23 protein-coding genes, 1 tRNA gene and 1 other RNA gene are annotated in these 21,072 nt (G+C 68.6%); 12 read left to right on the top strand and 13 right to left on the bottom strand.

The features are described 5' to 3' along the window. The gene (locus tag F6A08_RS10190) at window positions 1-774 is read right to left on the bottom strand and encodes a CoA transferase subunit A (protein WP_026049985.1); all 774 of its coding nucleotides are present in this window, start codon (window positions 772-774) and stop codon (window positions 1-3) included. A gap of 104 nt (window positions 775-878) precedes the next feature. On the opposite strand from F6A08_RS10190, the gene F6A08_RS10185 reads away from it, so the two are divergent. The 4 genes from F6A08_RS10185 to F6A08_RS10170 all read left to right on the top strand — a co-directional run bounded on the left by F6A08_RS10185 (window position 879) and on the right by F6A08_RS10170 (window position 3,928). Further along, window positions 879-1,667, top strand: a complete 789-nt coding sequence (locus tag F6A08_RS10185) for an IclR family transcriptional regulator (protein ID WP_124895402.1) — start codon at window positions 879-881, stop codon at window positions 1,665-1,667. 35 nt (window positions 1,668-1,702) lie between these two features. Further along, entirely contained in the window at window positions 1,703-2,140 is a 438-nt protein-coding gene (locus F6A08_RS10180; RefSeq protein WP_151459384.1) for a MarR family winged helix-turn-helix transcriptional regulator, read from the top strand. Continuing rightward, complete coding sequence (locus tag F6A08_RS10175) at window positions 2,137-3,372, top strand: MFS transporter (protein ID WP_151459383.1); 1,236 nt, start codon at window positions 2,137-2,139, stop codon at window positions 3,370-3,372. The genes F6A08_RS10180 and F6A08_RS10175 overlap by 4 nt, the downstream gene beginning before the upstream one ends. 73 nt (window positions 3,373-3,445) lie before the next feature. Next, entirely contained in the window at window positions 3,446-3,928 is a 483-nt protein-coding gene (locus F6A08_RS10170) for a YbaK/EbsC family protein (RefSeq protein WP_192576746.1), read from the top strand. Between the two features lie 19 nt (window positions 3,929-3,947). On the opposite strand, the gene F6A08_RS10165 is transcribed toward F6A08_RS10170, so the two are convergent. Together F6A08_RS10165 and F6A08_RS10160 are read right to left on the bottom strand one after the other, a co-directional pair. Then, a complete protein-coding gene (locus F6A08_RS10165) occupies window positions 3,948-4,703 on the bottom strand; it encodes a dienelactone hydrolase family protein (RefSeq protein ID WP_151459382.1) in 756 nt (251 codons plus the stop codon). Window positions 4,704-4,813: 110 nt separating this feature from the next. Beyond that, window positions 4,814-4,886 (bottom strand) — tRNA-Lys (locus F6A08_RS10160). A 155-nt stretch (window positions 4,887-5,041) separates the two neighbouring features. Between F6A08_RS10160 and F6A08_RS10155 the strand changes: the two genes are divergently transcribed. Both F6A08_RS10155 and F6A08_RS10150 read left to right on the top strand, forming a co-directional pair. Further along, window positions 5,042-5,839 carry an inositol monophosphatase family protein gene (locus tag F6A08_RS10155; protein ID WP_124895399.1) on the top strand — a complete coding sequence of 266 codons (798 nt, stop codon included), beginning with the start codon at window positions 5,042-5,044 and terminating at the stop codon, window positions 5,837-5,839. 19 nt (window positions 5,840-5,858) lie between these two features. Then, entirely contained in the window at window positions 5,859-6,428 is a 570-nt protein-coding gene (locus F6A08_RS10150; protein WP_124895398.1) for a hypothetical protein, read from the top strand. Between the two features lie 13 nt (window positions 6,429-6,441). Here the strand turns inward: F6A08_RS10150 and F6A08_RS10145 are convergent, their stop codons facing one another. Both F6A08_RS10145 and F6A08_RS10140 read right to left on the bottom strand, forming a co-directional pair. Next, complete coding sequence (locus F6A08_RS10145; protein ID WP_420846035.1) at window positions 6,442-9,342, bottom strand: HAD-IC family P-type ATPase; 2,901 nt, start codon at window positions 9,340-9,342, stop codon at window positions 6,442-6,444. Between the two features lie 28 nt (window positions 9,343-9,370). Then, window positions 9,371-10,015: a VanZ family protein gene (locus tag F6A08_RS10140; RefSeq protein WP_225855804.1), complete on the bottom strand. Its 645-nt coding sequence runs from the start codon at window positions 10,013-10,015 to the stop codon at window positions 9,371-9,373. Window positions 10,016-10,221: 206 nt separating this feature from the next. On the opposite strand from F6A08_RS10140, the gene trpS reads away from it, so the two are divergent. Further along, window positions 10,222-11,265: a tryptophan--tRNA ligase gene (trpS, locus tag F6A08_RS10135; RefSeq protein WP_151459379.1), complete on the top strand. Its 1,044-nt coding sequence runs from the start codon at window positions 10,222-10,224 to the stop codon at window positions 11,263-11,265. Here trpS and F6A08_RS10130 read toward each other — a convergent pair. Continuing rightward, a complete protein-coding gene (locus tag F6A08_RS10130; protein WP_151459378.1) occupies window positions 11,250-11,714 on the bottom strand; it encodes an HIT family protein in 465 nt (154 codons plus the stop codon). The genes trpS and F6A08_RS10130 overlap by 16 nt on opposite strands. 119 nt (window positions 11,715-11,833) lie before the next feature. On the opposite strand from F6A08_RS10130, the gene F6A08_RS10125 reads away from it, so the two are divergent. The 3 genes from F6A08_RS10125 (at window position 11,834) to F6A08_RS10115 (ending at window position 13,152) form a co-directional block, all read left to right on the top strand. After that, a complete protein-coding gene (locus F6A08_RS10125) occupies window positions 11,834-12,160 on the top strand; it encodes a hypothetical protein (protein ID WP_017204413.1) in 327 nt (108 codons plus the stop codon). 43 nt (window positions 12,161-12,203) lie between these two features. Next, the gene (locus F6A08_RS10120) at window positions 12,204-12,656 is read left to right on the top strand and encodes an acetyltransferase (protein ID WP_151459377.1); all 453 of its coding nucleotides are present in this window, start codon (window positions 12,204-12,206) and stop codon (window positions 12,654-12,656) included. A gap of 73 nt (window positions 12,657-12,729) precedes the next feature. Continuing rightward, on the top strand, window positions 12,730-13,152 hold the full coding sequence (locus F6A08_RS10115) for a DUF732 domain-containing protein (protein ID WP_124895392.1): 423 nt from the start codon (window positions 12,730-12,732) through the stop codon (window positions 13,150-13,152). 84 nt (window positions 13,153-13,236) lie between these two features. On the opposite strand, the gene ssrA is transcribed toward F6A08_RS10115, so the two are convergent. Continuing rightward, window positions 13,237-13,606, bottom strand: a transfer-messenger RNA (tmRNA) gene (gene ssrA, locus F6A08_RS10110). A gap of 141 nt (window positions 13,607-13,747) precedes the next feature. Here ssrA and F6A08_RS10105 point away from each other — a divergent pair. Next, on the top strand, window positions 13,748-14,413 hold the full coding sequence (locus F6A08_RS10105) for an SIMPL domain-containing protein (RefSeq protein WP_124895391.1): 666 nt from the start codon (window positions 13,748-13,750) through the stop codon (window positions 14,411-14,413). A gap of 6 nt (window positions 14,414-14,419) precedes the next feature. Here F6A08_RS10105 and hflX read toward each other — a convergent pair whose 3' ends face one another. Further along, the gene (gene hflX / locus F6A08_RS10100) at window positions 14,420-15,931 is read right to left on the bottom strand and encodes a GTPase HflX (protein WP_151459376.1); all 1,512 of its coding nucleotides are present in this window, start codon (window positions 15,929-15,931) and stop codon (window positions 14,420-14,422) included. A 68-nt stretch (window positions 15,932-15,999) separates the two neighbouring features. On the opposite strand from hflX, the gene F6A08_RS10095 reads away from it, so the two are divergent. Beyond that, window positions 16,000-16,641 (top strand): class I SAM-dependent methyltransferase, encoded by a 642-nt coding sequence (locus F6A08_RS10095; protein ID WP_124895389.1) that lies wholly within the window; start codon window positions 16,000-16,002, stop codon window positions 16,639-16,641. Between the two features lie 22 nt (window positions 16,642-16,663). Here F6A08_RS10095 and dapF read toward each other — a convergent pair whose 3' ends face one another. Genes dapF through F6A08_RS17765 form a run of 5 tightly spaced genes read right to left on the bottom strand, consistent with a single transcriptional unit; the run spans window position 16,664 to window position 21,063 of the window. Continuing rightward, window positions 16,664-17,536: a diaminopimelate epimerase gene (dapF, locus tag F6A08_RS10090; protein WP_151459375.1), complete on the bottom strand. Its 873-nt coding sequence runs from the start codon at window positions 17,534-17,536 to the stop codon at window positions 16,664-16,666. Window positions 17,537-17,545: 9 nt separating this feature from the next. Then, window positions 17,546-18,094: a dihydrofolate reductase family protein gene (locus tag F6A08_RS10085; RefSeq protein ID WP_151459374.1), complete on the bottom strand. Its 549-nt coding sequence runs from the start codon at window positions 18,092-18,094 to the stop codon at window positions 17,546-17,548. Between the two features lie 36 nt (window positions 18,095-18,130). Beyond that, on the bottom strand, window positions 18,131-19,045 hold the full coding sequence (miaA, locus tag F6A08_RS10080; RefSeq protein ID WP_151459373.1) for a tRNA (adenosine(37)-N6)-dimethylallyltransferase MiaA: 915 nt from the start codon (window positions 19,043-19,045) through the stop codon (window positions 18,131-18,133). Then, window positions 19,042-20,589: a tRNA (N6-isopentenyl adenosine(37)-C2)-methylthiotransferase MiaB gene (miaB, locus tag F6A08_RS10075; protein WP_124895385.1), complete on the bottom strand. Its 1,548-nt coding sequence runs from the start codon at window positions 20,587-20,589 to the stop codon at window positions 19,042-19,044. Before miaB ends, miaA begins: the two co-directional genes overlap by 4 nt. A 48-nt stretch (window positions 20,590-20,637) precedes the next feature. After that, the gene (locus F6A08_RS17765) at window positions 20,638-21,063 is read right to left on the bottom strand and encodes a regulatory protein RecX (RefSeq protein WP_225855803.1); all 426 of its coding nucleotides are present in this window, start codon (window positions 21,061-21,063) and stop codon (window positions 20,638-20,640) included. Window positions 21,064-21,072: the final 9 nt, after the last annotated feature.

The following is a 21,072-nucleotide window of genomic DNA, read 5'->3' as shown; positions in this document are numbered from 1 at the left end:
TCAGGCTCCTTCCGCGGCGACGGTGCGCCGTTCGATGCGTTTCGGGATGTCGACGCCGACCTCGATGATGCGATGCACGAAGACACCGGGAAGATGCACGGCGTCCGGGTCGAGCTCGCCGGGTTCGACCAGTTCCTCGACCTGCGCGATGCAGATGCGACCGGCCATCGCGGCGAGCGGGTTGAAGTTGCGCGCGGCCTTGTTGAACACGAGGTTGCCGTGCCGGTCACCGCGCGCGGCGTGCACCAGCGAGAAGTCGGTGGTGATGGCTTCTTCGAGCACGAACTCGCGCTCTTCGCCGTCGACGAGGAAGGAACGGACGTCCTTGACCGGCGACGCCACGGCGATGCTGCCGTCGGCACCGTAGCGACGAGGGAGGCCGCCCTCGGCGACCTGGGTGCCCACGCCCGTCTGGGTGTAGAAGGCGGCGATGCCCGACCCGCCGGCGCGGAGCTTCTCCGCCAGAGTCCCCTGGGGCGTCAGCTCCAGCTCGAGCTCGCCGCTGAGGAACTGCCGCTCGAACTCCTTGTTCTCCCCCACGTAGGACGAGGTCATCTTGCGGATGCGCTGGGCCGCGAGCAGGACCCCCAGGCCCCAGTCGTCCACGCCGCAGTTGTTGCTCACGACACGGAGATCCCTGGTGCCCTGCGCGAGCAGAGCCTCGATCAGGGCGATCGGGTTGCCGGACAGGCCGAATCCGCCGACCGCGAGCGAGGATCCGTCCTCGATGTCCGCGACGGCGTGCGCCGCGGACTCCCATTGCTTGTCGATCACGTCAGCTCCTTCGATTCCGTGCTCCCTCCAGCATCCGCCCGTGACCGGGGTCGACGGAACCAGCATCTTGCGATGTGGCCGAATCGACCGGTAGCGTCCACATTATGGAACAGGTGGCCACTCCCGTCGCCGGAGCCCAGGCGATCGCGCGGGCGGCTCGCCTGCTGCGACTCGTCACCGCAGGAGGGGCGGAGGGCGTCCCCCTGCAGGAGCTCGCCGAGGCCGCTCAGCTCTCGCGCTCGACGGCTCACCGTCTCCTCAGCGCCCTGAAGGCCGAGGGACTCGTCGACCGCGACGAGGAGAGCGCTCGGTGGATGCCCGGCCCCGAGCTCTTCCTGATGGGATCGGTCGCGGCGGCTCGGTACGACGTGACCGCCCTCGCCAGGGACATCGTCCGCTCGCTCGCCGTCAAGACCGAGGAGAGCGCGTTCTTCTCGGTTCGCCGGGCGGACGAGACCGTGTGCCTTCTTCGCGAAGAGGGATCCTTCCCGATCCGCTCCTTCGTCCTCAGCGAGGGCGTGCGGTTCCCCCTCGGTGTCGCCAGTGCCGGCCTGGCCATCCTCGCCTTCCTCCCTGACCACGATGTGGATGCCTACCTCGAACGCCATCCCGAGCTCGAGACCGGCTGGGGCCGTGCGCACGGTGTCCGGCCCCTTCGCACGCGCCTCGCCGAGACGAAGGAACGCGGCTATGCCGTCAACCCCGGCTTGATCGTCGAGGGCAGCTGGGGGCTGGGCGCGGCCGTCTTCGACCGGGCAGGACGACCGGAGTGGGCGCTGAGCCTGACGGGGGTCGAGTTCCGGTTCGGGCCGGAGCGCCGTGCGGAGCTCGGGCGCATCCTCCTGGCGCATGCGCACCAGCTCTCCGCGCGGATCGCCAACGCCAGGCGGTAAGACACATACATACCAACAGGTATATACTTCTTGGTATGAATCGTTCGGAGGTCATCCCCTCACTCGTCCTCTCGGGCTACGCGCTCGGGAGGATCGCCGCGCAGGACGCCGGGAACGAGGCACCCGCCGCGCAGTGGCGCGTTCTGAGCCTCCTGGATCAGACCGGGCCCCGGCGCGTCGGAGAACTCGCCGCAGCCGCGCGGACCACACAGCCGGGCATGACGCGACTGATCGGCGGCCTGGAGCGGGACGGACTCGTTCACCGCTCCCCCGACCCCGATGACTCCCGAGCCATCGTCGTCGGCATCACGCCCGACGGCTCGGACGCGCTCAGCGCCTGGCGCACGGAGTTCCGCGACACGATCGCCCCACGATTCATCGACCTGAGCGACGACGACTGGGCTGCCCTCACCCGGGCGGCGGAGATCCTCGCCGCTCGTACCATCGCCGACCGGACAGGAGAATCCCGGTGAACTCATCCGCCCCCACCACGCCATCGGTGTGGAAGCAGCCCGCACAGGTCTGGGCCGTCGCCTTCGCGTGCGTCGTCGCCTTCATGGGCATCGGGCTCGTCGACCCGATCCTCCCCGCGATCGCCGAGTCCCTCGAGGCGACGCCCGTCGAGACAGAGCTGCTGTTCACCAGCTACCTGCTCGTGACCGGCCTGGCGATGCTCGTCACGAGCTGGATCTCGAGCCGCATCGGCGCGAAGGCAACCCTGCTCATCGGCCTCGCGCTGATCGTCTGCTTCTCGCTCCTGTGCGCGCTGAGCGGCAGCGTCGACGCCGTCATCGGGTTCCGTGCCGGATGGGGCCTCGGAAACGCACTGTTCATCTCGACAGCACTCGCCACGATCGTCGGAGCCGCCTCCGGCGGCAGCAGCGCGGCGATCATCCTGTACGAGGCCGCGCTCGGTCTCGGCATCGCGATCGGCCCGCTTCTCGGCGGCATCCTCGGCGAGCAGAGCTGGCGCGGACCGTTCTTCGGCGTCGTCGCCCTCATGGCCATCGCCTTCGTCGCCGTCCTCGTCCTGCTGCGCGGCCCCGGCGAGAAGCGGGTGCCGGTGCCGTTCTCCGCACCGTTCACGGCGCTGCGTCGTCCGGCCCTCGCGATCCTCGCCGTCGCCGCCCTGTTCTACAACATCGGGTTCTTCGTGCTCCTGGCCTTCTCGCCGTTCCCCCTCGGATTCGGTGCGCTCGGCATCGGCTTCACCTTCTTCGGCTGGGGTGTCGCCCTCGCCGTCACGAGCGTCTGGGTCGCACCCGTCCTGATGCGTCGGATGCCGCGCACGCGCATCATCCTGATCGTGCTGCCGCTGCTCGCCGTCGACCTCGTCGCGGCCGGACTCGTCGTCGGCAGCGCGGCCGCGCTGGTGGTCTGCATCGTCATCGGCGGACTCCTGCTCGGCGTGATGAACACCGTCCTCACGGAAGCGGTGATGGAGGCCACGGATCTTCCCCGCTCCGTCGCGTCCTCCGCGTACTCCGCGGTGCGCTTCCTCGGCGGCGCGATGGCTCCCCCGCTCGCCGCTCTGCTGTGGCACGCGTTCAACGCGACGGTTCCGTATGTCTTCGCCGCCGTGTCGGTGCTGCTCGCCGCGCTCACCGTCTTCCTCGGCCGCCGCGTGCTGGCCCACATCGACGACGAGCCGACGGACGCCGTGACCGAGGACGCCGAGGCCATCCTCTTGGGCGACGCCGCCTGAGCTCAGGACTGCGGCGCCCGGCGGGTCAGCGACGACCGGCCGGGCGTCGCTGCCAGATGGATATCGTGGGGTGATGAGCATCGATGCGCCCCTTCCCGAACGCAGCCGACCTGTGCAGGACCAGCTGACCGCGGCCGGTGTCGAGACCACGATCCGAGTCCTGCCCGACTCCGCCCGCACGGCCGCAGAGGCGGCGGCGGCCATCGAATGCGACGTCGCCGCCATCGCGAACAGCCTGGTGTTCGTCGCCGACGGCGAGCCGGTGCTGGTCATGACCAGCGGCGGTCATCGGGTCGATCTCGCTGTCCTGACGCGGAGCATGGGAGCGGAGGAGGTGACGATGGCCCCGGCACCCGTCGTGCGGTCGGCCACCGGTCAGGCGATCGGCGGCGTCGCACCCGTCGGCCACCCCGCACCGCTGCGCACGTTCATCGACGAAGCGCTGCAGGAGCATGACGAGCTATGGGCGGCGGCGGGACACCCGCACACAGTGATGCCGCTGACCTTCGCGCAGTTGCGGGAGCTCACCGGCGGCACGGTCGTCCCCGTCGCCTGAGCGCTTCACCGGGTCGAGGTCACCCTGCGGGCGTGCCGAGGTGGCGAGAGAAGAAGCGGGCCGCGTCCTCACCCGCGAACCGCGGAACGCCGGTATGGCCGCGCATGTTGGCGTAGAGCGTCTTCTCCTCTGACCCGAAGGCGTCGAACAGCTCCAGCGCCATCCCTCGGTCGTTGCCTTCGTCGTCCCACTGCAGGAGGACGTGCAGCGGGATGGTGACGAGGCGCGCCTCGTCCATCGTCACGCGCGGCACGTAGCTGCCGGCGAAGAGTCCCGCAGCCCGGATGCGCGTGTCGACGACGGCAAGGCGTGTGGCGACGGCGATCACACCTCCGGAGAATCCGACGCGCTCGTCGATCTCCGGAAGCTCGAGGACCTCGTCGAGGGTGCGCTGCCACTCCGGCACCGCCTGCTCGACGAGAGGGAGGATCAACCGGTCGATGAGGTCATCGGTTGGTCGCTCGCCGGCACCGAGCACGCGGCGGAGCTCCGCGCGCACCTGCTCTGCTCCGGGAAGCGGTGGACGCTCCCCCGCCCCGGGGGCTTCGATGGCGACGGAGGCGAATCCCTGCGCGGCGGAGCTCTGCGCACGGGACGCCAGACGAGGATGCATCCGTCGGAGGCCGATACCGCCCGGCTGGCCCATCAGGATCAGCGGAACGGGAGCAGCCGGGGACGCTGCGGGCGGTGTCCAGAGGATGCCGGGAAAGTCGTCGAGAAGGAACTCCCGCTCGACGACACCGCCGTCGAGGATCCGTTCCGAGAGAAACTGCATGGAGTGCCTTCCGAGTGCGAGCGCCATCCGGCACTCCTGCACAAAAATAGCGCCCGTTCGCGGATGCGAAAAAGCCCCGGAATCTGGCGAGAGATTCCGAGGCTGATCCGTGCACCCCCAGGGACTTGAACCCTGAACCCACTGATTAAGAGTCAGTTGCTCTGCCGATTGAGCTAGAGGTGCGTGGCCCGGGATAACCCCGACCGAGGAATTACATTACCAGCCGACCGGCCCCACGCGAAATCGAGCTCGGCCCGGGCGTGGCCCTCCGTCGACGCGGGGGGAAACATGGCCATCGGTCCCTCTGGGGCGCCGGATCCGCCGACTATTCTGAGAGCGTGACCGCCTCCCCCCGCGCCGATGACCTGTCCAGCGATCTCGAACTCGCGCTCCGCCTCGCCGATGCCGCAGACGCCGAATCCCTCCCCCGTTTCGACGCCGCCGACCTCGAGATCTCGACCAAGGCCGACAATTCGCATGTCACGGATGCTGACCTCGCGACGGAGCGCGCGATCCGCGCGATCCTGGCGCAGGAACGCCCGGAGGACGGCATCTTCGGCGAGGAGTTCGGCGCAGAGGGCAGCACCCACCGGCAGTGGATCATCGACCCGATCGACGGCACCGCCAACTTCCTCCGCGGCGTCCCGCTGTGGGGCACGATGATCGCCCTTGCGATCGATGGCGTCCCTCAGGTCGGAGTCGTGAGCATGCCCGCCCTCGGACGACGCTGGTGGGGTTCCGCCGGCGCGGGCTCGTGGACCGCCGCCGAAGGCGAGATCCGCCGCCTGCAGACCTCCTCGGTGTCGACCCTCGATGATGCCAGCGTCAGCTTCCAGAGCATCGCGCAATGGTCGGAGGCGGGCCGCCTGGACTCCCTGCTCGCGCTGGCCGAGCGCGTCTGGCGCGACCGGGCGTACGGCGACGTCTACGCCTACATGCTGCTCGCCGAGGGGCGGATCGACATGGTCGCGGAGTTCGGCGTCAAGGAGTACGACATCGCCGCCGCCGTGGCGATCGTCCGCGAGGCCGGCGGAAGGATGACCGCGATCGACGGGGCCGAGACGATCTCCGCGCGATCCACGCTCGCCACCAACGGCGTGCTCCACGACGATTTCCTGGCACTCCTGCAGGACTGAACGAACCGCGAGGCCTGCGATGATCCCCCGCATCACTGCCGCGACCGCGGGCACGCTGCTTCTGCTCGCCGCCCTCACCGCGTGCGCGGCACCCGCGGAACCTGCTCCCGCGCCGACGCCGAACGTCATCACGCCGACCCCGTCATCCGGGGGCGACACCGCTGCGTCGCCGGAGCCGAGTGCCACCGCCACGGAGCTCACCTGCGAGTCGATGATCTCGGCGGGCACCGTCGCGGCCCTCACCGAGGCCGGGTGGACGGCGAAGCCGAAGGAGTTCGTCGCGGGAGGCGTCGAGCTCACGGAAGGGCTCCTGTGCTTCTGGGCGGACTACTCGGTCGCCTCGGACCACGGGCAGCTCTACGGGTGGGCCGCGCTGGGCGCAGAAGCGGCAGCCGAGGCACAAGCGGGTCTGCTCGCTGAAGGCTGGAAGCGCGAAGACGGCCCGGACGGGACGTACATCACCGAAGACCCCCGCTACTCGATGGGTACGGATGAGGAGGGCTACGGCATGACCTACCTCTTCGGAGACGGCTGGGTCCGCTTCGCCGACACCCGTCAGGGACTGATCCTCATCGAATGGGCCGGCTGAGCCCCTTCGCACCTCACGTCCGCGCCGTACCCATCGAACTCTCGCGGATCGGTCCGAATCCACGCGTGACCGGCGGCGTCCACAGCAGGGTGATCACCCCGGCCGCTCCCGCCATCGCGACGGCCGCTCCCCAGTCCCAGCGGTCGCCGAAGATCAGCACGCTCGCGCTCACGGCGATGAGCAGTCCGAGGAAGATCGTGATCATGAGTCGCGAGAGCCCGCTGCCGCGACGGACGCCCGCGGCGACGGCCAGCACGAGCAGCCCGAACAGCGCGATGGCGGCTCCGGACAGCGAGAACGCCGACGTGCTGACGTCCGGATCGTACCGGCCGAGGAAGACCACGATGCCGAAGCCCGTCGCCAGCACTCCGGAGACGTAGGCGAGCGCCGCGACGGCCGTCGTGACGATCGAGACGATACGCGGGGTCGATGCCGCCGAGATGCGCGGATTCGTCTGCCGCGCACCGTCGTGGAGCACGAACCGGCGATGCACTGATCGCACGACCTCGATCGCGACCACCATGAGGACCGTGATGCCGGTGAGCGCGACCGCCAGCTCCTCACCGGGGTCGACGAGGACGAAGAACCGGCGGGCGAGCGGAATCGAGAACACGGCGATGAGCAGGACGAACATCGCGCCGACGACGAGCACCTTGAACCGGTTGAGGGGGCGGGCGAGGACGGCCAGCACCCAGATGCCGACCACGGCCAGGATCACGGTCGCTCCGGTGCGCAGCTGGTCCTGATGCGCTCCGAGACCCCGCGCGACGAAGGAGTACCACGTCAGGCCGAGCGCGACGACGATGCCCGAGGGCACGGCGAAGCTCAACGATCGGCGGAGGAAGCCGGGAACGTACCGCGCGGCGTTCGGCATGAGCGCCAGGAAGAACGCGGGAATGCCGATCGTGAGCCCATCGGTGATGGACAGCTGACGCGGCAGGAACGGGAACTCGAGCACGAGCACCCCGAAGATGATCGCGAGAAGGGTCGCGTACACCGTCTTGTTGAGGAACAGCATCGAGACCCGCTCGATGTTCGCGATGACCTGACGCCCCTCCGCGACGACATCCGGCAGATGCGAGAACTGTCCGTCGAGAAGGACCAGCCGCGCGACAGCTTTCGTGGCCGGCGAGCCCGAGTTCATCGCGATGCCGATGTCCGCCGCCTTGATGGCGAGAGCGTCGTTCACCCCGTCGCCCGTCATGGCGACGGTGTGTCCGTGGCTCTGCAGAGCCGTGACCATGCGCTTCTTCTGCTCGGGTGTCACGCGGCCGAACACGGCGTGCCGGTCGAGCACATCGGCGAGTTCGGCGTCGTCCTCCGGAAGCGAACGGGCGTCGAAGCCCTCGGCGACGTCGAGTCCGACCTCGCGGGCGATCGCCGCGACCGTGCGCGGGTTGTCGCCGGAGATGATGCGGATGCCGACATCCTGGCGGGCGAAGTACTCCAAGGTCTGCGCGGCGTCCGCCCGCACCTGCTCCCGGAACGTGAGCACGAGGACGGGCGAGACGCCGACGGGAAGCCGCTCGGCCTCGATGTCCTCCGCGGTCAACGGCTGCTCCGAACGGCCGAGCACCAGCGTGCGGCGACCGGACTCCGCGAGGGCCGTGACCGTGCGGCCGAGCGCCTCCCCCGTGTCCGTCGCCCTGTCGCCGAAGACCATCTCCGGCGCCCCCATCACCCAGGTCCCGGCGGGCTCGGCGAACGACACCGCGCTCCACTTCCGTGCCGAGGAGAACGGAACGTACCCTGCCACGACGAGCGGCTCCCCGACCGGGTACTCGACCGCCATCGATCGCGCGGTCGCGTTCGCATCGGGCGAGTCCGCGTACCAGGCGAGGACCACAGCCGCGTCCTGCGCGGCGGATTCCGCGCCGGGAAGCGTGTGGGCGGCGTCGAACGCAATCTCCCCCACCGTCAGGGTGCCGGTCTTGTCGAGGCAGACGACGTCGACCCGCGCGAGCCCTTCGACCGCGGGGAGCTCGTTCACGAGCACCTGCCGCCGGGCCAATCGGGAGGCGCCGACCGCGAAGGCGATGCTCGTCATGAGCACGAGCCCGAGCGGGATCATCGCGGTCAGCGCCGCGATCGTGTTGACGACCGCCTGCACCCAGGCCCCGCTCGAGAACACCGTGCTGTAGCCGCCGGTGACGATGATCTGGGCGTTGAGCACGAGGAGTCCCACCGGACCGATGATCCAGCTCACCCACTTCAGCACCCGATCGACCGAGGAGCGGAGCTCGCTGCTGACGAGCGAGAATCGACGCGCCTCTCCGGCGAAGCGATTCGCATACGACTCGGCGCCGACGCGCGTGGCCCGCGCCATGCCCTCGCCCGCGACGACGATCGCTCCCGACAGCGCGTCATCTCCGGGCAGCTTCTCGACAGGGTCCGACTCCCCGGTGAGCATCGACTCGTCGATCTGCAAGCCGTGGGCTGTCAGGATCACCGCGTCCGCGGGGACCTGCTCACCGGCGCGCAGGACGAGGACGTCGTCGAGCACGACGTCAGCGGATGCGACCTCTTCCTCGGATCCCTCTCGGAACACGAGAGCGCGGGGGACGTTCATCAGCGCCAGTCGGTCGAGCGCACGTTTCGCCCGGAACTCCTGGACGCAGCCGATGATCGCGTTGGCGAACGCCGCCAGCCCGAAGAGCGCGTCCTGCCAGCGGCCGACGAGGAACAGCACGAAGAAGCAGGCGAACACGATCCCGTTGAACAGCGTGAACACGTTCGCACGGACGATGCTCCAGGCACTTCGGCTCGTATCCGGTGCGAAGGCGTTCGTGGTTCCGGCCGCGACGCGGTCTGCGACCTCCGCGGACGTGAGGCCGGTCGCGACCGCTGCGGTGGTGTCCACAGACTTCAATATAGGTGGCACCGGCCACTGCCCTAGGGTCGTGCGGCCGTCCATACCGGCGAAGACCCGCCACGAGGCCGGCTCAGATCGAGGGCGCTGCGTCCCGATCCGACACCGCGGACCCGGCCGCCGGGGTGGCCCGTCCGGCCGTGTCCCGCGGTTGGGCGGGGGCTCCTCCGCCGGTTCGCCAGCGGAACCGCTCGAGGAAGCGTCCGAGAGGCGGGATGCGTGACAGGAGCACGAACAGACCGTAGCCCACCGCCCCTCCTGCCACGTTCGACAGGAAGTCGTTGATGTCCGCGATGTGGCCGCCCGAGAAGAAGTCCTGCGCCGCCAGCTGGGCGAGCTCGATGCCCAGGCTCGTCCCGGCAGCCACCGCGATGACCTTGACTGCTGTGGGCCGTGCCATCAACAGGGCGATGAGCACACCGAGGGGCACGAACACCAGCAGGTTCGTCACCGCGTCTTCGATCTCGTAGTCGGCGAACGGGATCAGCGCGACCGCGGGGATCCACGGTTCGCCCGTCTGCGGCGCGTCGAGGTAGATCGGGAAGACGGTGTTCCCGACGATGCCCGCTGCATAGACGGCCATCGCGGCGGCGACCGACGCCCGCGGCACGGAGAAGAGACGCCGGGCATGCAGACGCCACAGCAGCACGATGAAGACCACGAGGGCGAGAGGGACGACGACCGGGAGGACCGGCACCTCTCCGAAGGGATTGCTCACCGTCCCCACGCTATCGCGCAGTGCCGAATCTTTACGGATGACGGCGGCTGCTGAAGTCTCTGTATCCTGTGGCCTATGCGTTTCACCGTTTCGTCCTGGTGGTGGCTGCACGAGCAGCCGTAACGCTTTCACGCGCGGGCTGCCCGGCAGTCCGCGAGTCCATCCGGCCTCGAGGGTCGGCGCAGCTCTCTTATCGAGGAGCAGAGATGGACTCATTCAGCGCTACCGCGGCGCGCATGCCCGACCTTCGTCAGGCGACCATCGATCATCCGGAGCGTTTCCGGGTGCTCACCGGAGAACGCCCGACCGGGCGACTGCATCTGGGGCACTACTTCGGCACGATCAGGGAGCGCGTCCGCCTCCAAGCGCACGGGGTCGAGACGTTCGTGGTGCTGGCCGACTACCAGGTGATCACCGATCGCGACTCCGCCGGCAACCTCCGGGAGAACGTCCACGGCGCCGTTCTGGACTACCTCGCCGCCGGATTGGATCCGCGGTCGACGACGATCTTCACCCACTCCGCCGTGCCGGCTCTGCATCAGCTCCTGCTGCCCTTCCTGAGTCTGGTGACGGAATCCGAGTTGCACAGGAATCCCACCGTCAAGGCGGAGCTCGCCGCCTCCGGTCGCGCGCTCAGCGGTCTTCTGCTCACCTATCCCGTGCATCAGGCCGCCGACATCCTCTTCTGCAAGGGGAATCTCGTGCCGGTCGGAAAAGACAACCTGCCGCATGTGGAAGTCACCCGCACCATCGCGCGTCGCTTCAACGAGCGCTATGGTCGGGTGTTCCCCGAGCCGCAGGCGCTCCTCTCCGACGCCCCCGAGCTGCCGGGGCTCGACGGCAGGAAGATGTCGAAGAGCTATGGCAACGCGATCGCTCTGGGCATGACCGCCGATGAGACTGCCGCGGCGATCAACCGCGCCCGCACCGATTCCGAGCGCGCGATCACCTATGATCCCGATGATCGGCCGGGCGTCTCCGCCTTGCTCGAGACAGCCGCGGTCGTCCTCGGACGCAGCCCGCAGAGTATCGCGGACGAACTGGGGGCAGCAGGAGCCGGCGCGCTCAAGCGCCTCGCCATCGAGGCGGTCAACGAGTTCCTCGCCGATCACCGCAGCCGCCTTGCCGCCCTCACGGTCCGCGACGCACAGGAGGTCCTCCGTGTGGGGCACGAGCGAGCGCGCGACATCGCCACGGCGACGCTGCGGGAAGTGCGGACGGCGATGGGCATGGACTACACGTCCGTCTGAAGAGCGGAAGCGAGCGTTCTTGCGTACCTCTTCCTGGCCTCGGCGTCCGACGGCGCCCCCGGGGTGAAGGGCAGTTCCATCCTGTCCTTGCTCCTGTCGATGTAGCGCGGGATCACGTGCAGGTGGAAGTGGAAGACCGTCTGCCAGCCGGCGGTGCCGCAGCAGTTGAGGAGGTTCACGCCGTCTGCTCCGAGCTCGGAGTACATGACTTTGGTGATCCGCTGGGCGAGCACCGTCGTCGCCACGAGATCGTCCGTCGGGACGCTGAGCAGGTCGGCACTGTGCCGTTTCGGGATGACGAGGAGGTGCCCGTCCGCGCCCGGGTCGATGTCCATGAACGCCAGCGTCTCTGCGTCTTCCGCGACCTTGTCACTGGGAACCCGCCCCGCGACGATCTCGCAGAAGACGCAGATCCCGTTCGTCGCTCCGCCGGATCCAGCGTTGATCATGCGCTACATCATGCCCTAACCCGGGGAAAGACCCTCGGCTGCTGCTGCGACACCGGCGTCGACGTCGGAGGCCTCGACGTAGAATCGATCTCTCGGCCGGAGGAAGGAACACACCGGCAATGGGGACCCCTGGGGCGACGCTCTCCGCGTACCGCGACAAGCAGTCGCAGGCCCGATCGATTCTCGAGGCTGCGAAGCGCGGCCCGCTCCAGTCGCTCACCGATCGCGAGCTCGACGTGCGCGAACAGCCGTTGACGATCCACCCGCGACCGAAGTCCGTGCGAGCGTGGGTGCGCTTCGGGCCTGAGGCGATCCGAGTGGATGCGAGACTCGTCCGCTCCTCTCCCCTCGCCGCCGGAATCGAGTTCCGCGCGGGCGATCGGACGTTCCGCTGCTGGGTGTGGGGGAACGCCGTCACGCTCGACGACGTCGACAGCCGGGCATAGGCTCTGAGAGGACGATGTCTATGTCCGCCAGGAAGGACCCCTCATGACCGCCTTGAGCATTCGATCGTCCCTTGGCGCTGAGGAGTATCCGGCACTCGTTGCGATCTGGCGCAGCGCTGTGGACGCGACTCACGGCTTCCTCGCGGAAGCTCACCGCGACGAGATCGAGAGCCACCTGCAGTCGGACTACTTCCCTGCCGTGACTCTCTCGGTCGCTGATCTCGATGGTCGCCCGGTGGGATTCTCCGGCGTTCTCGACGGCAATCTGGAGATGCTGTTCGTGGATGCGGCGCAGCGCGGCGGAGGAATCGGCACCGCTCTCCTGAGCCATGCGATCACGGAGCACGGTGTCACCGCGGTGGATGTCAACGAGCAGAACGATTCCGCTGCGGGCTTCTACGCGCACCGCGGGTTCGAGGTCGTCAGCCGCAGCGAGACCGATGAAGCGGGTCGGCCGTACCCACTGCTCCACATGAAGCTCAGCGAGCACGGCTGAACAGCAGAACCTGCGACCACCTCCCTCACCAGCCGTCGCTGATGAGGGTCAGACGCCGATCGGGAGGATCGAGATGCCCAAAGTGACAGCCACCACCATCGCGGTGACGGCCCTGCTTCTCGTCGGACTCACCGGGTGCACCGGGACGACGCCGAGCGCGGGGAACGAGAGCACAGCGCCAGCAGCGAGCGAACCGGCGCCACCCCATGTGACGGAATCGCCGACCGCTGAGCCGGAGGCGTCAGACGCTGAAGCGGCGTTCCTCGCCCTCGTCGGCGAAAGCCTGCCCGTGGAGACGATCATCCCTGACGTCACCGATGCACAACTCCTCGCAGCAGGTCAGGAAGCATGCGACCGGCTCCGCGCGGGAGAAGTGCCAGACACCATGTCTCTGATCGAAGGTGAGCAGAAGAACGACGCCGACATCTACGCCGACAGCAGCGCCATCATCTCGTCCGCGCGTCTCACTCTCTGCACCGACCAGCTCAGCGGATGACGCGGGAGCCTGTCCCGATTCCAGAAAGGCCCGCCTCCCTAATGGTTACTAGGGAGGCGGGCCTTCATGCTTGTGACAGCGACCTGGTGGAGCTGGGGGGAATCGAACCCCCGTCCAACGCTGAGTCTCCACGCCTTCTCCGGGCGCAGTCTGTGAAGACGTTCTACTCGGCTCCGACCTTTGTCACAGACACCTAAGTCGACGAGCCCAGCCTGGGAAGAGTCCCACGTGACGTCCAGACGCCGTCACGCAGCAAGATTCCTAGATGACGCCAGGATCCGTACCGGAATCACATACGGCCTGACGGACTATCGGGCTCGCTTATGCAGCGAGGGCGAAGTCGTTGCGCTTGGTTTCGGCAACTATTTTTTTGCAGAGAGCGTTTACGAGATAACTCTGCATCCTCGGCCCGCTTCTCGTGGATTCACAGGCGCTGTCGAAACCGATCAGCCCCGTGGTCCTTCTCTCGAAGGAGCCGCTGTCACACTGTGGAATTACCAACTCGGATGACGAACACCCGAGCATCACAGACTACAACGTTCGCGCCGGCTCCGCCATTCCGCGCCCGCCGAGACTGCTGGCGTAGAGTCGCCGCATGAGCGAAGTCACCGTCACCGTCCGCGGCGAGCATGAGGCGCGCGTCGCGCCCGAGCGCGCCACCATCCGCGTCGGCGTCCGCGCCGAGGGACCGGATCGCGCTGCCGTCGTCGACACGGCCATGCGGCTCGCGGAGCCGGTGCGGCGGAGCATCACGGAACGCGCAGACGCGGGGACCGTCGTGGACTGGACCAGCAAGCGACTCGCCGTCCGCGCCGAGCGCCCTTGGAACAGCGAAGGCAAGCGCCTCGCCCCGGTCTACTACGCCAGCATCGACTTCACGGCGACGTTCTCGGAAGCCTCCGAGCTGTCCCTCTGGGTGTCCGACATCTCACCCTGGGACGGCGTCGAGGTCGGCTGGGTCGACTGGCACCTCACGCCGGAGACGCGTGCGGATCTCGAGCGTGACGTCGCAGCCCGGGCCGTGGGTGTCGCCGTGACCCGGGCGCAGGCGTACGCGAGCGCGCTCGGTCTCGACGAGGTCACGCCTCTCGAGATCGCCGACGTCGGGTTGATCTCCCCCGGTCCCTCGGCCCCGGGCGCCCCGCTGATGAAGGCCCGCGATGCGGTGGCTTTCGCGGCCGAATCCGGCCCCGCGATGGAATACGAGCCGGAGGAGATCACCGTCTCCGCCACCGTGGAGGCCCGATTCCTCGCGCGCTGACGCCGGTCAGTCCCGACCGGTGAACGGAGCGAGATCCGCCGCGAGGCGTTCGGAGACCCGAGCGTGCACCGCCGTGCCTTCCTCCCGGTGCTCCACGGACAGCAGCATGCCGCTCTCATGGATCGCCGCCACCAGGTCTCCGCGGTCGTACGGCACCACGGCGTGGATCTCCACGGCGGGCTTCGGCAGCGCCGCTTCGATGGCCGCCCGGAGTTCGTCGATGCCCTCCCCGGAGCGCGACGAGACGAAGTGGGCCTTGGGCTGCAGCCCGCGCAGCACCAGTCTCTCGTCATCGTCGATCAGGTCCGCCTTGTTGAAGACGACGATCTCCGGCAGGTCACGCACTCCGACGTCGCCGAGGACATCGCGCACCGTCTGCAGCTGGCCCGCGGGGTCGGGGTGGGAGCCGTCGACGACGTGCAGCACGACGTCGGCCTCGCCGACCTCTTCCAGCGTGGAGCGGAACGCCTCGACGAGCTGGTGCGGCAGGTTGCGGACGAAGCCGACCGTATCGGTCAGCGTGTACACACGACCGTCTTCCGTCTCCGCTCGACGCACGGTCGCGTCGAGCGTGGCGAACAGCGCGTTCTCGACGAGCACTCCGGCGCTGGTGAGCGCATTCAGCAGGCTCGACTTGCCGGCGTTCGTGTATCCGGCGATCGCCACCGAGGGGATCGTGTTGCGCTTGCGCTCGGCGCGCTTCGCCTCCCGAGCCGGACCGAAGTCGCGGATCTGCCGACGCAGCAGGGCCATCTTGGTTCGGATGCGTCGCCGGTCGAGTTCGATCTTCGTCTCACCGGGACCACGCGAGCCCATGCCCGCCCCGCCGGCGCCCACCTGGCCACCGGCCTGCCGGCTCATCGACTCACCCCATCCACGCAGACGCGGGAGCAGGTACTCGAGCTGAGCGAGCTCGACCTGAGCCTTGCCCTCGCGGCTCTTCGCGTGCTGGCTGAAGATGTCGAGGATGACGGTCGTCCGGTCGATGACCTTGACCTTGACGACGTCTTCCAGAGCGCGCCGCTGACTGGGCGCGAGCTCGGTGTCGGCGATGACCGTGTCCGCGCCGACGGCGGCGACGATGTCCTTGAGCTCCTGCGCCTTGCCGCGACCGAGATAGGTGGCCGCGTCCGGGTGCGGGCGTCGCTGGAGCACGCCGTCCAGCACCACGGCGCCCGCGGTCTCTGCCAGCGCGGCGAGTTCGCGGAGCGAGTTCTCTGCGTCCTCCTGAGCGCCCTGCGGGTATACCCCGACGAGAACGACGTTCTCCAGACGGAGCTGCCGGTACTCGACCTCGGTGACGTCTTCGAGCTCGGTCGAAAGACCTCCGACCCGGCGCAGCGCGTGCCGGTCCTCGAGGTCCCATTGCGCTCCGTCGGTCGTGGCGTGCGCCGCGGTCGATTCGTCCTGCAAGGCCTGGGCCGCGCCGAAGACGTGCACCTCGGAGCGCTTCTCTGCGTTCAGGAGCACGCGCTCGACTGCCTGGTCATCCGTGGAGGGTGTCGTGGTCTCCGTCATCCGTTCCTGATCTCTGGGATTCATAGCGAGCCTTAACCTTAGCCCGCGCTGTCCGGTACGCTCACCGTATGGGGTCCGATCACTACTTCACTGCGGCCCCGGCAAGCCCCGAGAACCTGCGTAAGATCCGCGTATCGCTCGCAGGCCGCGAGCTGGAAGTCACCACCGCCGGTGGAGTCTTCAGCCCGGACCGTCTGGATGCCGGCACTGCAGTGCTCCTCGCCAACATGCCCCCGGTCCCCCCGGGCGGCGATCTTCTCGACCTCGGAAGCGGCTGGGGCCCCATCAGTCTGGCGATGGCCCTGGCCTCTCCTCACGCGACGGTGTGGGCGGTGGACGTGAACGAGCGTGCGCTCGATCTCGTCCGACGCAATGCTGCGGCTCTCGGTCTCACCAATGTCAACGCATCATTGCCCGACGATGTTCCCGAGCACGTGTCCTTCCGCACGATCCGCTCCAATCCGCCGATCCGGGTCGGCAAGAATGAGCTCCACGGCCTCCTGGAGCGGTGGATCCCCCGGCTCGACGAGCGCAGCGATGCCTGGCTCGTCGTCCAGCGCAACCTCGGCGCCGACTCGCTCCAGCGGTGGATCGGCTCGACCTTCCACCCCGGTTACAGCGTGTTCCGCACCGCGACGGGCAAGGGCTACCGGATCCTCAAGGTCCGCAAGCACGGGAACCCGCCGACCGAACCGATCACCCTGAGCTGACGCCGAGCGGCGGGTGCGACGCTCAGAGGAGGTCGACCTCACCCTGGTAGACGAGCTGCGCAGGGCCGGAGAGCGCGACGTGCTCGCCGTCTTCCGCAGGGAACATCCGCACGCCGAGAGTTCCGCCGGGAACCTCGACCTGCCAGTTGTCGGGGGCATCGGCGCCTGCCCAGTAGCGCACGGCGAGAGCAGTCGCGGCCACTCCGGTGCCGCAGCTCAGCGTCTCGCCGACGCCGCGCTCGTGCACGCGCATGCGCACGTGACCGATGCCGTTGCGCACGAGCGGCTCCTCCGGCACGACGAACTCGATGTTCGCCCCGGCGGGGAGCACCGGCTCCAGCCCGGGCGCGCGATGCAGCTCGAGAGCCGCGAGCTCGCTCTCGGACGCGAGCGCGACCACCACGTGCGGGTTCCCCACGTCGATACCGAGTCCCGGACGCGTGACGGACAGGCCATCGACGCGCACGAGGGGATCGTCACCGGAGAGCTTCCACCGTCCCAGGTCGACCTGGTAGCCGGTCGCGCCGGCCGTCACATCGCGCACGCCGGCCCGCGTGCCGATCGGCAGCGTCGACCCGGGCTCGATGACGGCGAGGCCGGACCGGACGAGGTAATGCGCGAAAACACGGATGCCGTTTCCGCACATCTCCGCGATCGACCCGTCGGCGTTGCGGTAGTCCATGAACCACTCGGCGTCCGCCTCTTCCTGGAGAGCGGACGCGCCCTCGGGGATCGCGGAGGAACGGACGACGCGCAGGACGCCGTCAGCCCCGATGCCGAAGTGTCGATCGCACAGCACCGCGACCTGCTCCGAGGTCAGCTCGAGCCGTCCGTCGGGGTCGGCGATGATGATGAAGTCGTTGCCCGTGCCGTGCCCCTTGGTGAATGCGACCATGGTCCCAGTCTAGAGATCCCCGCCAGGGGTTCCGTCCCGGACGACGCGGTACCGGCCGCACAGGAAGCTGCGGTTGCGCGCCACATCCAGGAGCTCGAGATCGAGACGGCGAGGCAGGAGCGGTGCTCCGGCGCCGAGTGTCACCGGTGCGTACTGCACCCACACCTCGTCGAGCAGCCCCGCGTCCGCGAACTGGCCCGCCAGATCGCCGCCGCCCACGACCCAGATGTCGCGCTCCCCTGCCGCCGCGACCATCTCGGCATGCACCGACCGGACGTCGTCCCTGGTCAGCCGGACGTCCGCGTCGGCGGGCAGCGCCAGCTCCCTGTGGGTGAAGACCCAGGTCGGCTGCGCGTAACCCCAGACGCCCTCTTCGTGGCGCATCACCCATTCGTACGTCGATGCGCCCATCGCAAGCGCCCCGATGTTCTTCTCGAATCCCGGGTACGCCATCGGGCCGTCCTCGTCGATGTCCTGTTTCAGCAGCCAGTCCAGTGAATGCTCCTCGGTGGCGATGAACCCGTCGAGACTGGACGCGGTGTAGAAGTGGGTCGTCATGCCGCAAGCGTGCCACGAGCCGCCGACACTGGTTCGTCAGCTCTGGAGGACCGCGTCCGCGTCGGCCGGAGCATCCCACCACTCGATCTCGGGATAGCGCTTGAACCAGGACACCTGGCGGCGCGCGTAGCGGCGGGTGAGCGCCTGCGTCTGCGCGATGGCCTCGGCTTCCGAGAGGGCTCCGTCGAGCTGGGCGAGCGCCTGCGCATAGCCGATCGCCCGCGGGGCGGTGACCCCGCGCTCGAGTCCGTTCCGACGAAGCCCGGAGACCTCATCGAGCAGGCCGTCCTCCCACATTCTCCGCACGCGGGCGTCGAGCCGCTCCACGAGCTGCTCCCGTTCGACACGCAGGCCGATCACGCGCGTGTGCGGCAGCCAGAGCGTCGGCTTCTCGGGAAGCGCGGCACCGTGGGTCGCACTCCCCTGCTCGCGGACCTCGAGCGCGCGGATGATGCGCCGGGGGTTGCGGGGATCGACACGGGAAGCGGCGTCGGGGTCGAGCGCTCGCAACCGCTCCAGCAGGGGTGCGGATCCCTTCGATTCGAACTCGCGCTCGAGCCGGTCGCGGAGCGCGGCATCTCGCGGCGGGAACCGGAAGTCGTAGATCACACTCGAGACGTAGAGGCCCGATCCGCCGACGAGGATCGCGTCGCCGCCACGCCGCTGGATGTCCTCCACAGCCTCTCGCGCTCTCGGCTGGTACCAGGCGACGGCGGCATCCTCGTGGACCTCGCGGACGTCGAAGAGGTGATGCGGGATTCCGCGCCGCTCCTCGTGCGGCACCTTCGCCGTGCCGATGTCCATGCCGCGATACAGCTGCATGGCATCCGCATTGACGATCTCTGCGGGGTTCCCCCGGGCGCGCAGTCGCTCGGCGAGGCCGATCGCGAGATCGCTCTTGCCGGTGCCGGTGGCGCCGACCACGGCCCAGAGGGTCGGTCCTGCGGTCACACGCCCACGCGCAGCGTCGGCAGGCCCAGGGAGACGGCGCGCGGTGCACCGTCGCTGCTCGCCGTCGGCACAGCGCACGACTCGGACTGACTGCGGTCCCAGGCGTCGCCACCGCGGGTGCGACGGATGCGCAGCGGTCGTCCCGTCGGATCGTCCGCGAGCAGGTGGAAGGGGGCCGCATGCGTGATGACGACGGTGACCACGTCTCCCGGTCGAGGAAGATCCGAACCGGGGGTCACTTCGAAGTGCACGAGACGGTTGTCTTCGGCGCGGCCGGTGAGACGGTGGGTCTCCGCGTCCTTCTTGCCTTCTCCGGTCGAGACGAGGAGTTCGACCTCGCGGCCGACCTGCTTCTGGTTCTCCTCGAGAGAGATGCGCTCCTGCAGGGCGATCAGGCGGTTGTATCGAGCCTGAACGACGTCCTTCGGAACCTGGTTCTCCATCGTCGCGGCGGGAGTGCCCTCACGGATCGAGTACTGGAAGGTGAACGCTCCGGAGAAGCGCGCCTGTTCGACGACGCGCATGGTGTCCTCGAAGTCCTCCTCGGTCTCGCCGGGGAAGCCGACGATGATGTCGGTCGTGATGGCGGCGTTCGGGATGCGGGCACGGACGCGCTCGAGGATCCCGAGGAAGCGCTCGCTCCGGTAGGACCGCCGCATGGCCTTCAGGATGCGGTCGCTTCCCGACTGCAGCGGCATGTGCAGCTGCGGCATCACGCTGGGCGTCTCGGCCATCGCGTCGATCACGTCATCCGTGAAGGCGGCGGGATGCGGACTGGTGAAACGGATCCGCTCGAGGCCCTCGATCTCGCCTGCCGCACGCAGCAGCTTCCCGAAAGCCTGCCGGTCTCCGAATTCGACGCCGTAGGAGTTCACGTTCTGTCCGAGCAGGGTGACCTCGATCGCGCCGTCCTCGACGAGGAGACGGATCTCGTTCAGGATGTCGCCGGGGCGACGGTCCTTCTCCTTGCCCCGCAGGCTCGGGACGATGCAGAACGTGCAGGTGTTGTTGCAGCCGACGGAGATCGACACCCAGCCGCTGTGGGCGGAGTCGCGCTTGGTCGGGAGGGTCGAGGGGAATACCTCGAGGGATTCGAGGATCTCGAGCTCGGCGTCGCCGTTGTGACGAGCGCGCTCGAGCAGACCGGGCAGGGAGCCCATGTTGTGCGTGCCGAAGACGACGTCCACCCAGGGCGCCTTGTCGAGGACGGCCTGCTTGTCCATCTGCGCCAGGCATCCGCCGACCGCGATCTGCATCCCCTCTTTGCGGCGCTTGACGGCGGCGAGGTGCCCGAGCGTGCCGTACAGCTTGCCCGCGGCGTTGTCGCGCACGGCGCAGGTGTTGATGATGACGACGTCGGCCTCGGCGCCATCTGCGGCCCGGACATAGCCGGCACTCTCCAGCGATCCGGAGAGCCGCTCGGAGTCGTGCACGTTCATCTGGCACCCGAAGGTGCGCACTTCATATGATCGCTGTCGCCCGTCGTCGTCGACGGCCGCCGACGACGCGCTGATGATCGTCGGTTCACTGCGCGGGATAGTCATGATGATCCCATTGTACGAGCCGTTGCGCGGCCGGAGCGGTGGCCCGACTCAGTCGGAATCGACGAAACGCACCCCGGACGTCGTCGAGCCGAACGTCGTCTCGCGCAGCGCCGTCTTCGCGGCCTTCATCGCGACGGCGCCGTTGTAGCCGCGTCGGGCGAGCTGCCCCACCAGGCGACGCAGCGCGGTGTCGGGGTCGAGCCGACTCAGTGATCGAGCCTTCGTCCGGGCGAAGTCGAGGGCTCGCTCGTCGTCGTCATCGGGCAGTTCGTCCAGCGCGCGATCGATCACTTCGCGGGGGATCCCGCGCTGCGAGAGGGAACGGGAGAGCGCGACGCGCCCCTGTCCCTTGCGCTCCACGCCCGACGTCACGAGCGCCGAAGCGAGAGCGTCGTCGTCGAGGTATCCGCGGCGGCAGAAGTCGTCGATCACGTCGTCGACCGCGCCCGCGTCGAGTTCGTGTCCGCGCAACACGGTCCGAGC

The sequence above is a fragment of the Microbacterium algeriense genome, assembly GCF_008868005.1.
GTDB lineage: Bacteria > Actinomycetota > Actinomycetes > Actinomycetales > Microbacteriaceae > Microbacterium > Microbacterium algeriense.
The sequence above is the reverse complement of the archived record's forward strand: the minus strand, read 5'-3'. Positions and strand labels throughout refer to the sequence as shown.

Bases quoted from the DNA above. Each gene is read 5' to 3' on its own strand.
- F6A08_RS10185 (WP_124895402.1), top strand. From the start codon at position 879: ATGGAACAGGTGGCCACTCCCGTCGCCGGAGCCCAGGCGATCGCGCGG.
- F6A08_RS10180 (WP_151459384.1), top strand. From the start codon at position 1,703: ATGAATCGTTCGGAGGTCATCCCCTCACTCGTCCTCTCGGGCTACGCG.
- F6A08_RS10170 (WP_192576746.1), top strand. From the start codon at position 3,446: ATGAGCATCGATGCGCCCCTTCCCGAACGCAGCCGACCTGTGCAGGAC.
- F6A08_RS10165 (WP_151459382.1), bottom strand. From the start codon at position 4,703: ATGCAGTTTCTCTCGGAACGGATCCTCGACGGCGGTGTCGTCGAGCGG.
- F6A08_RS10150 (WP_124895398.1), top strand. From the start codon at position 5,859: ATGATCCCCCGCATCACTGCCGCGACCGCGGGCACGCTGCTTCTGCTC.
- F6A08_RS10145 (WP_420846035.1), bottom strand. From the start codon at position 9,342: ATGGACGGCCGCACGACCCTAGGGCAGTGGCCGGTGCCACCTATATTG.
- trpS (WP_151459379.1), top strand. From the start codon at position 10,222: ATGGACTCATTCAGCGCTACCGCGGCGCGCATGCCCGACCTTCGTCAG.
- F6A08_RS10130 (WP_151459378.1), bottom strand. From the start codon at position 11,714: ATGATCAACGCTGGATCCGGCGGAGCGACGAACGGGATCTGCGTCTTC.
- F6A08_RS10125 (WP_017204413.1), top strand. From the start codon at position 11,834: ATGGGGACCCCTGGGGCGACGCTCTCCGCGTACCGCGACAAGCAGTCG.
- F6A08_RS10120 (WP_151459377.1), top strand. From the start codon at position 12,204: ATGACCGCCTTGAGCATTCGATCGTCCCTTGGCGCTGAGGAGTATCCG.
- F6A08_RS10115 (WP_124895392.1), top strand. From the start codon at position 12,730: ATGCCCAAAGTGACAGCCACCACCATCGCGGTGACGGCCCTGCTTCTC.
- F6A08_RS10105 (WP_124895391.1), top strand. From the start codon at position 13,748: ATGAGCGAAGTCACCGTCACCGTCCGCGGCGAGCATGAGGCGCGCGTC.
- hflX (WP_151459376.1), bottom strand. From the start codon at position 15,931: ATGACGGAGACCACGACACCCTCCACGGATGACCAGGCAGTCGAGCGC.
- F6A08_RS10095 (WP_124895389.1), top strand. From the start codon at position 16,000: ATGGGGTCCGATCACTACTTCACTGCGGCCCCGGCAAGCCCCGAGAAC.
- dapF (WP_151459375.1), bottom strand. From the start codon at position 17,536: ATGGTCGCATTCACCAAGGGGCACGGCACGGGCAACGACTTCATCATC.
- F6A08_RS10085 (WP_151459374.1), bottom strand. From the start codon at position 18,094: ATGACGACCCACTTCTACACCGCGTCCAGTCTCGACGGGTTCATCGCC.
- miaB (WP_124895385.1), bottom strand. From the start codon at position 20,589: ATGACTATCCCGCGCAGTGAACCGACGATCATCAGCGCGTCGTCGGCG.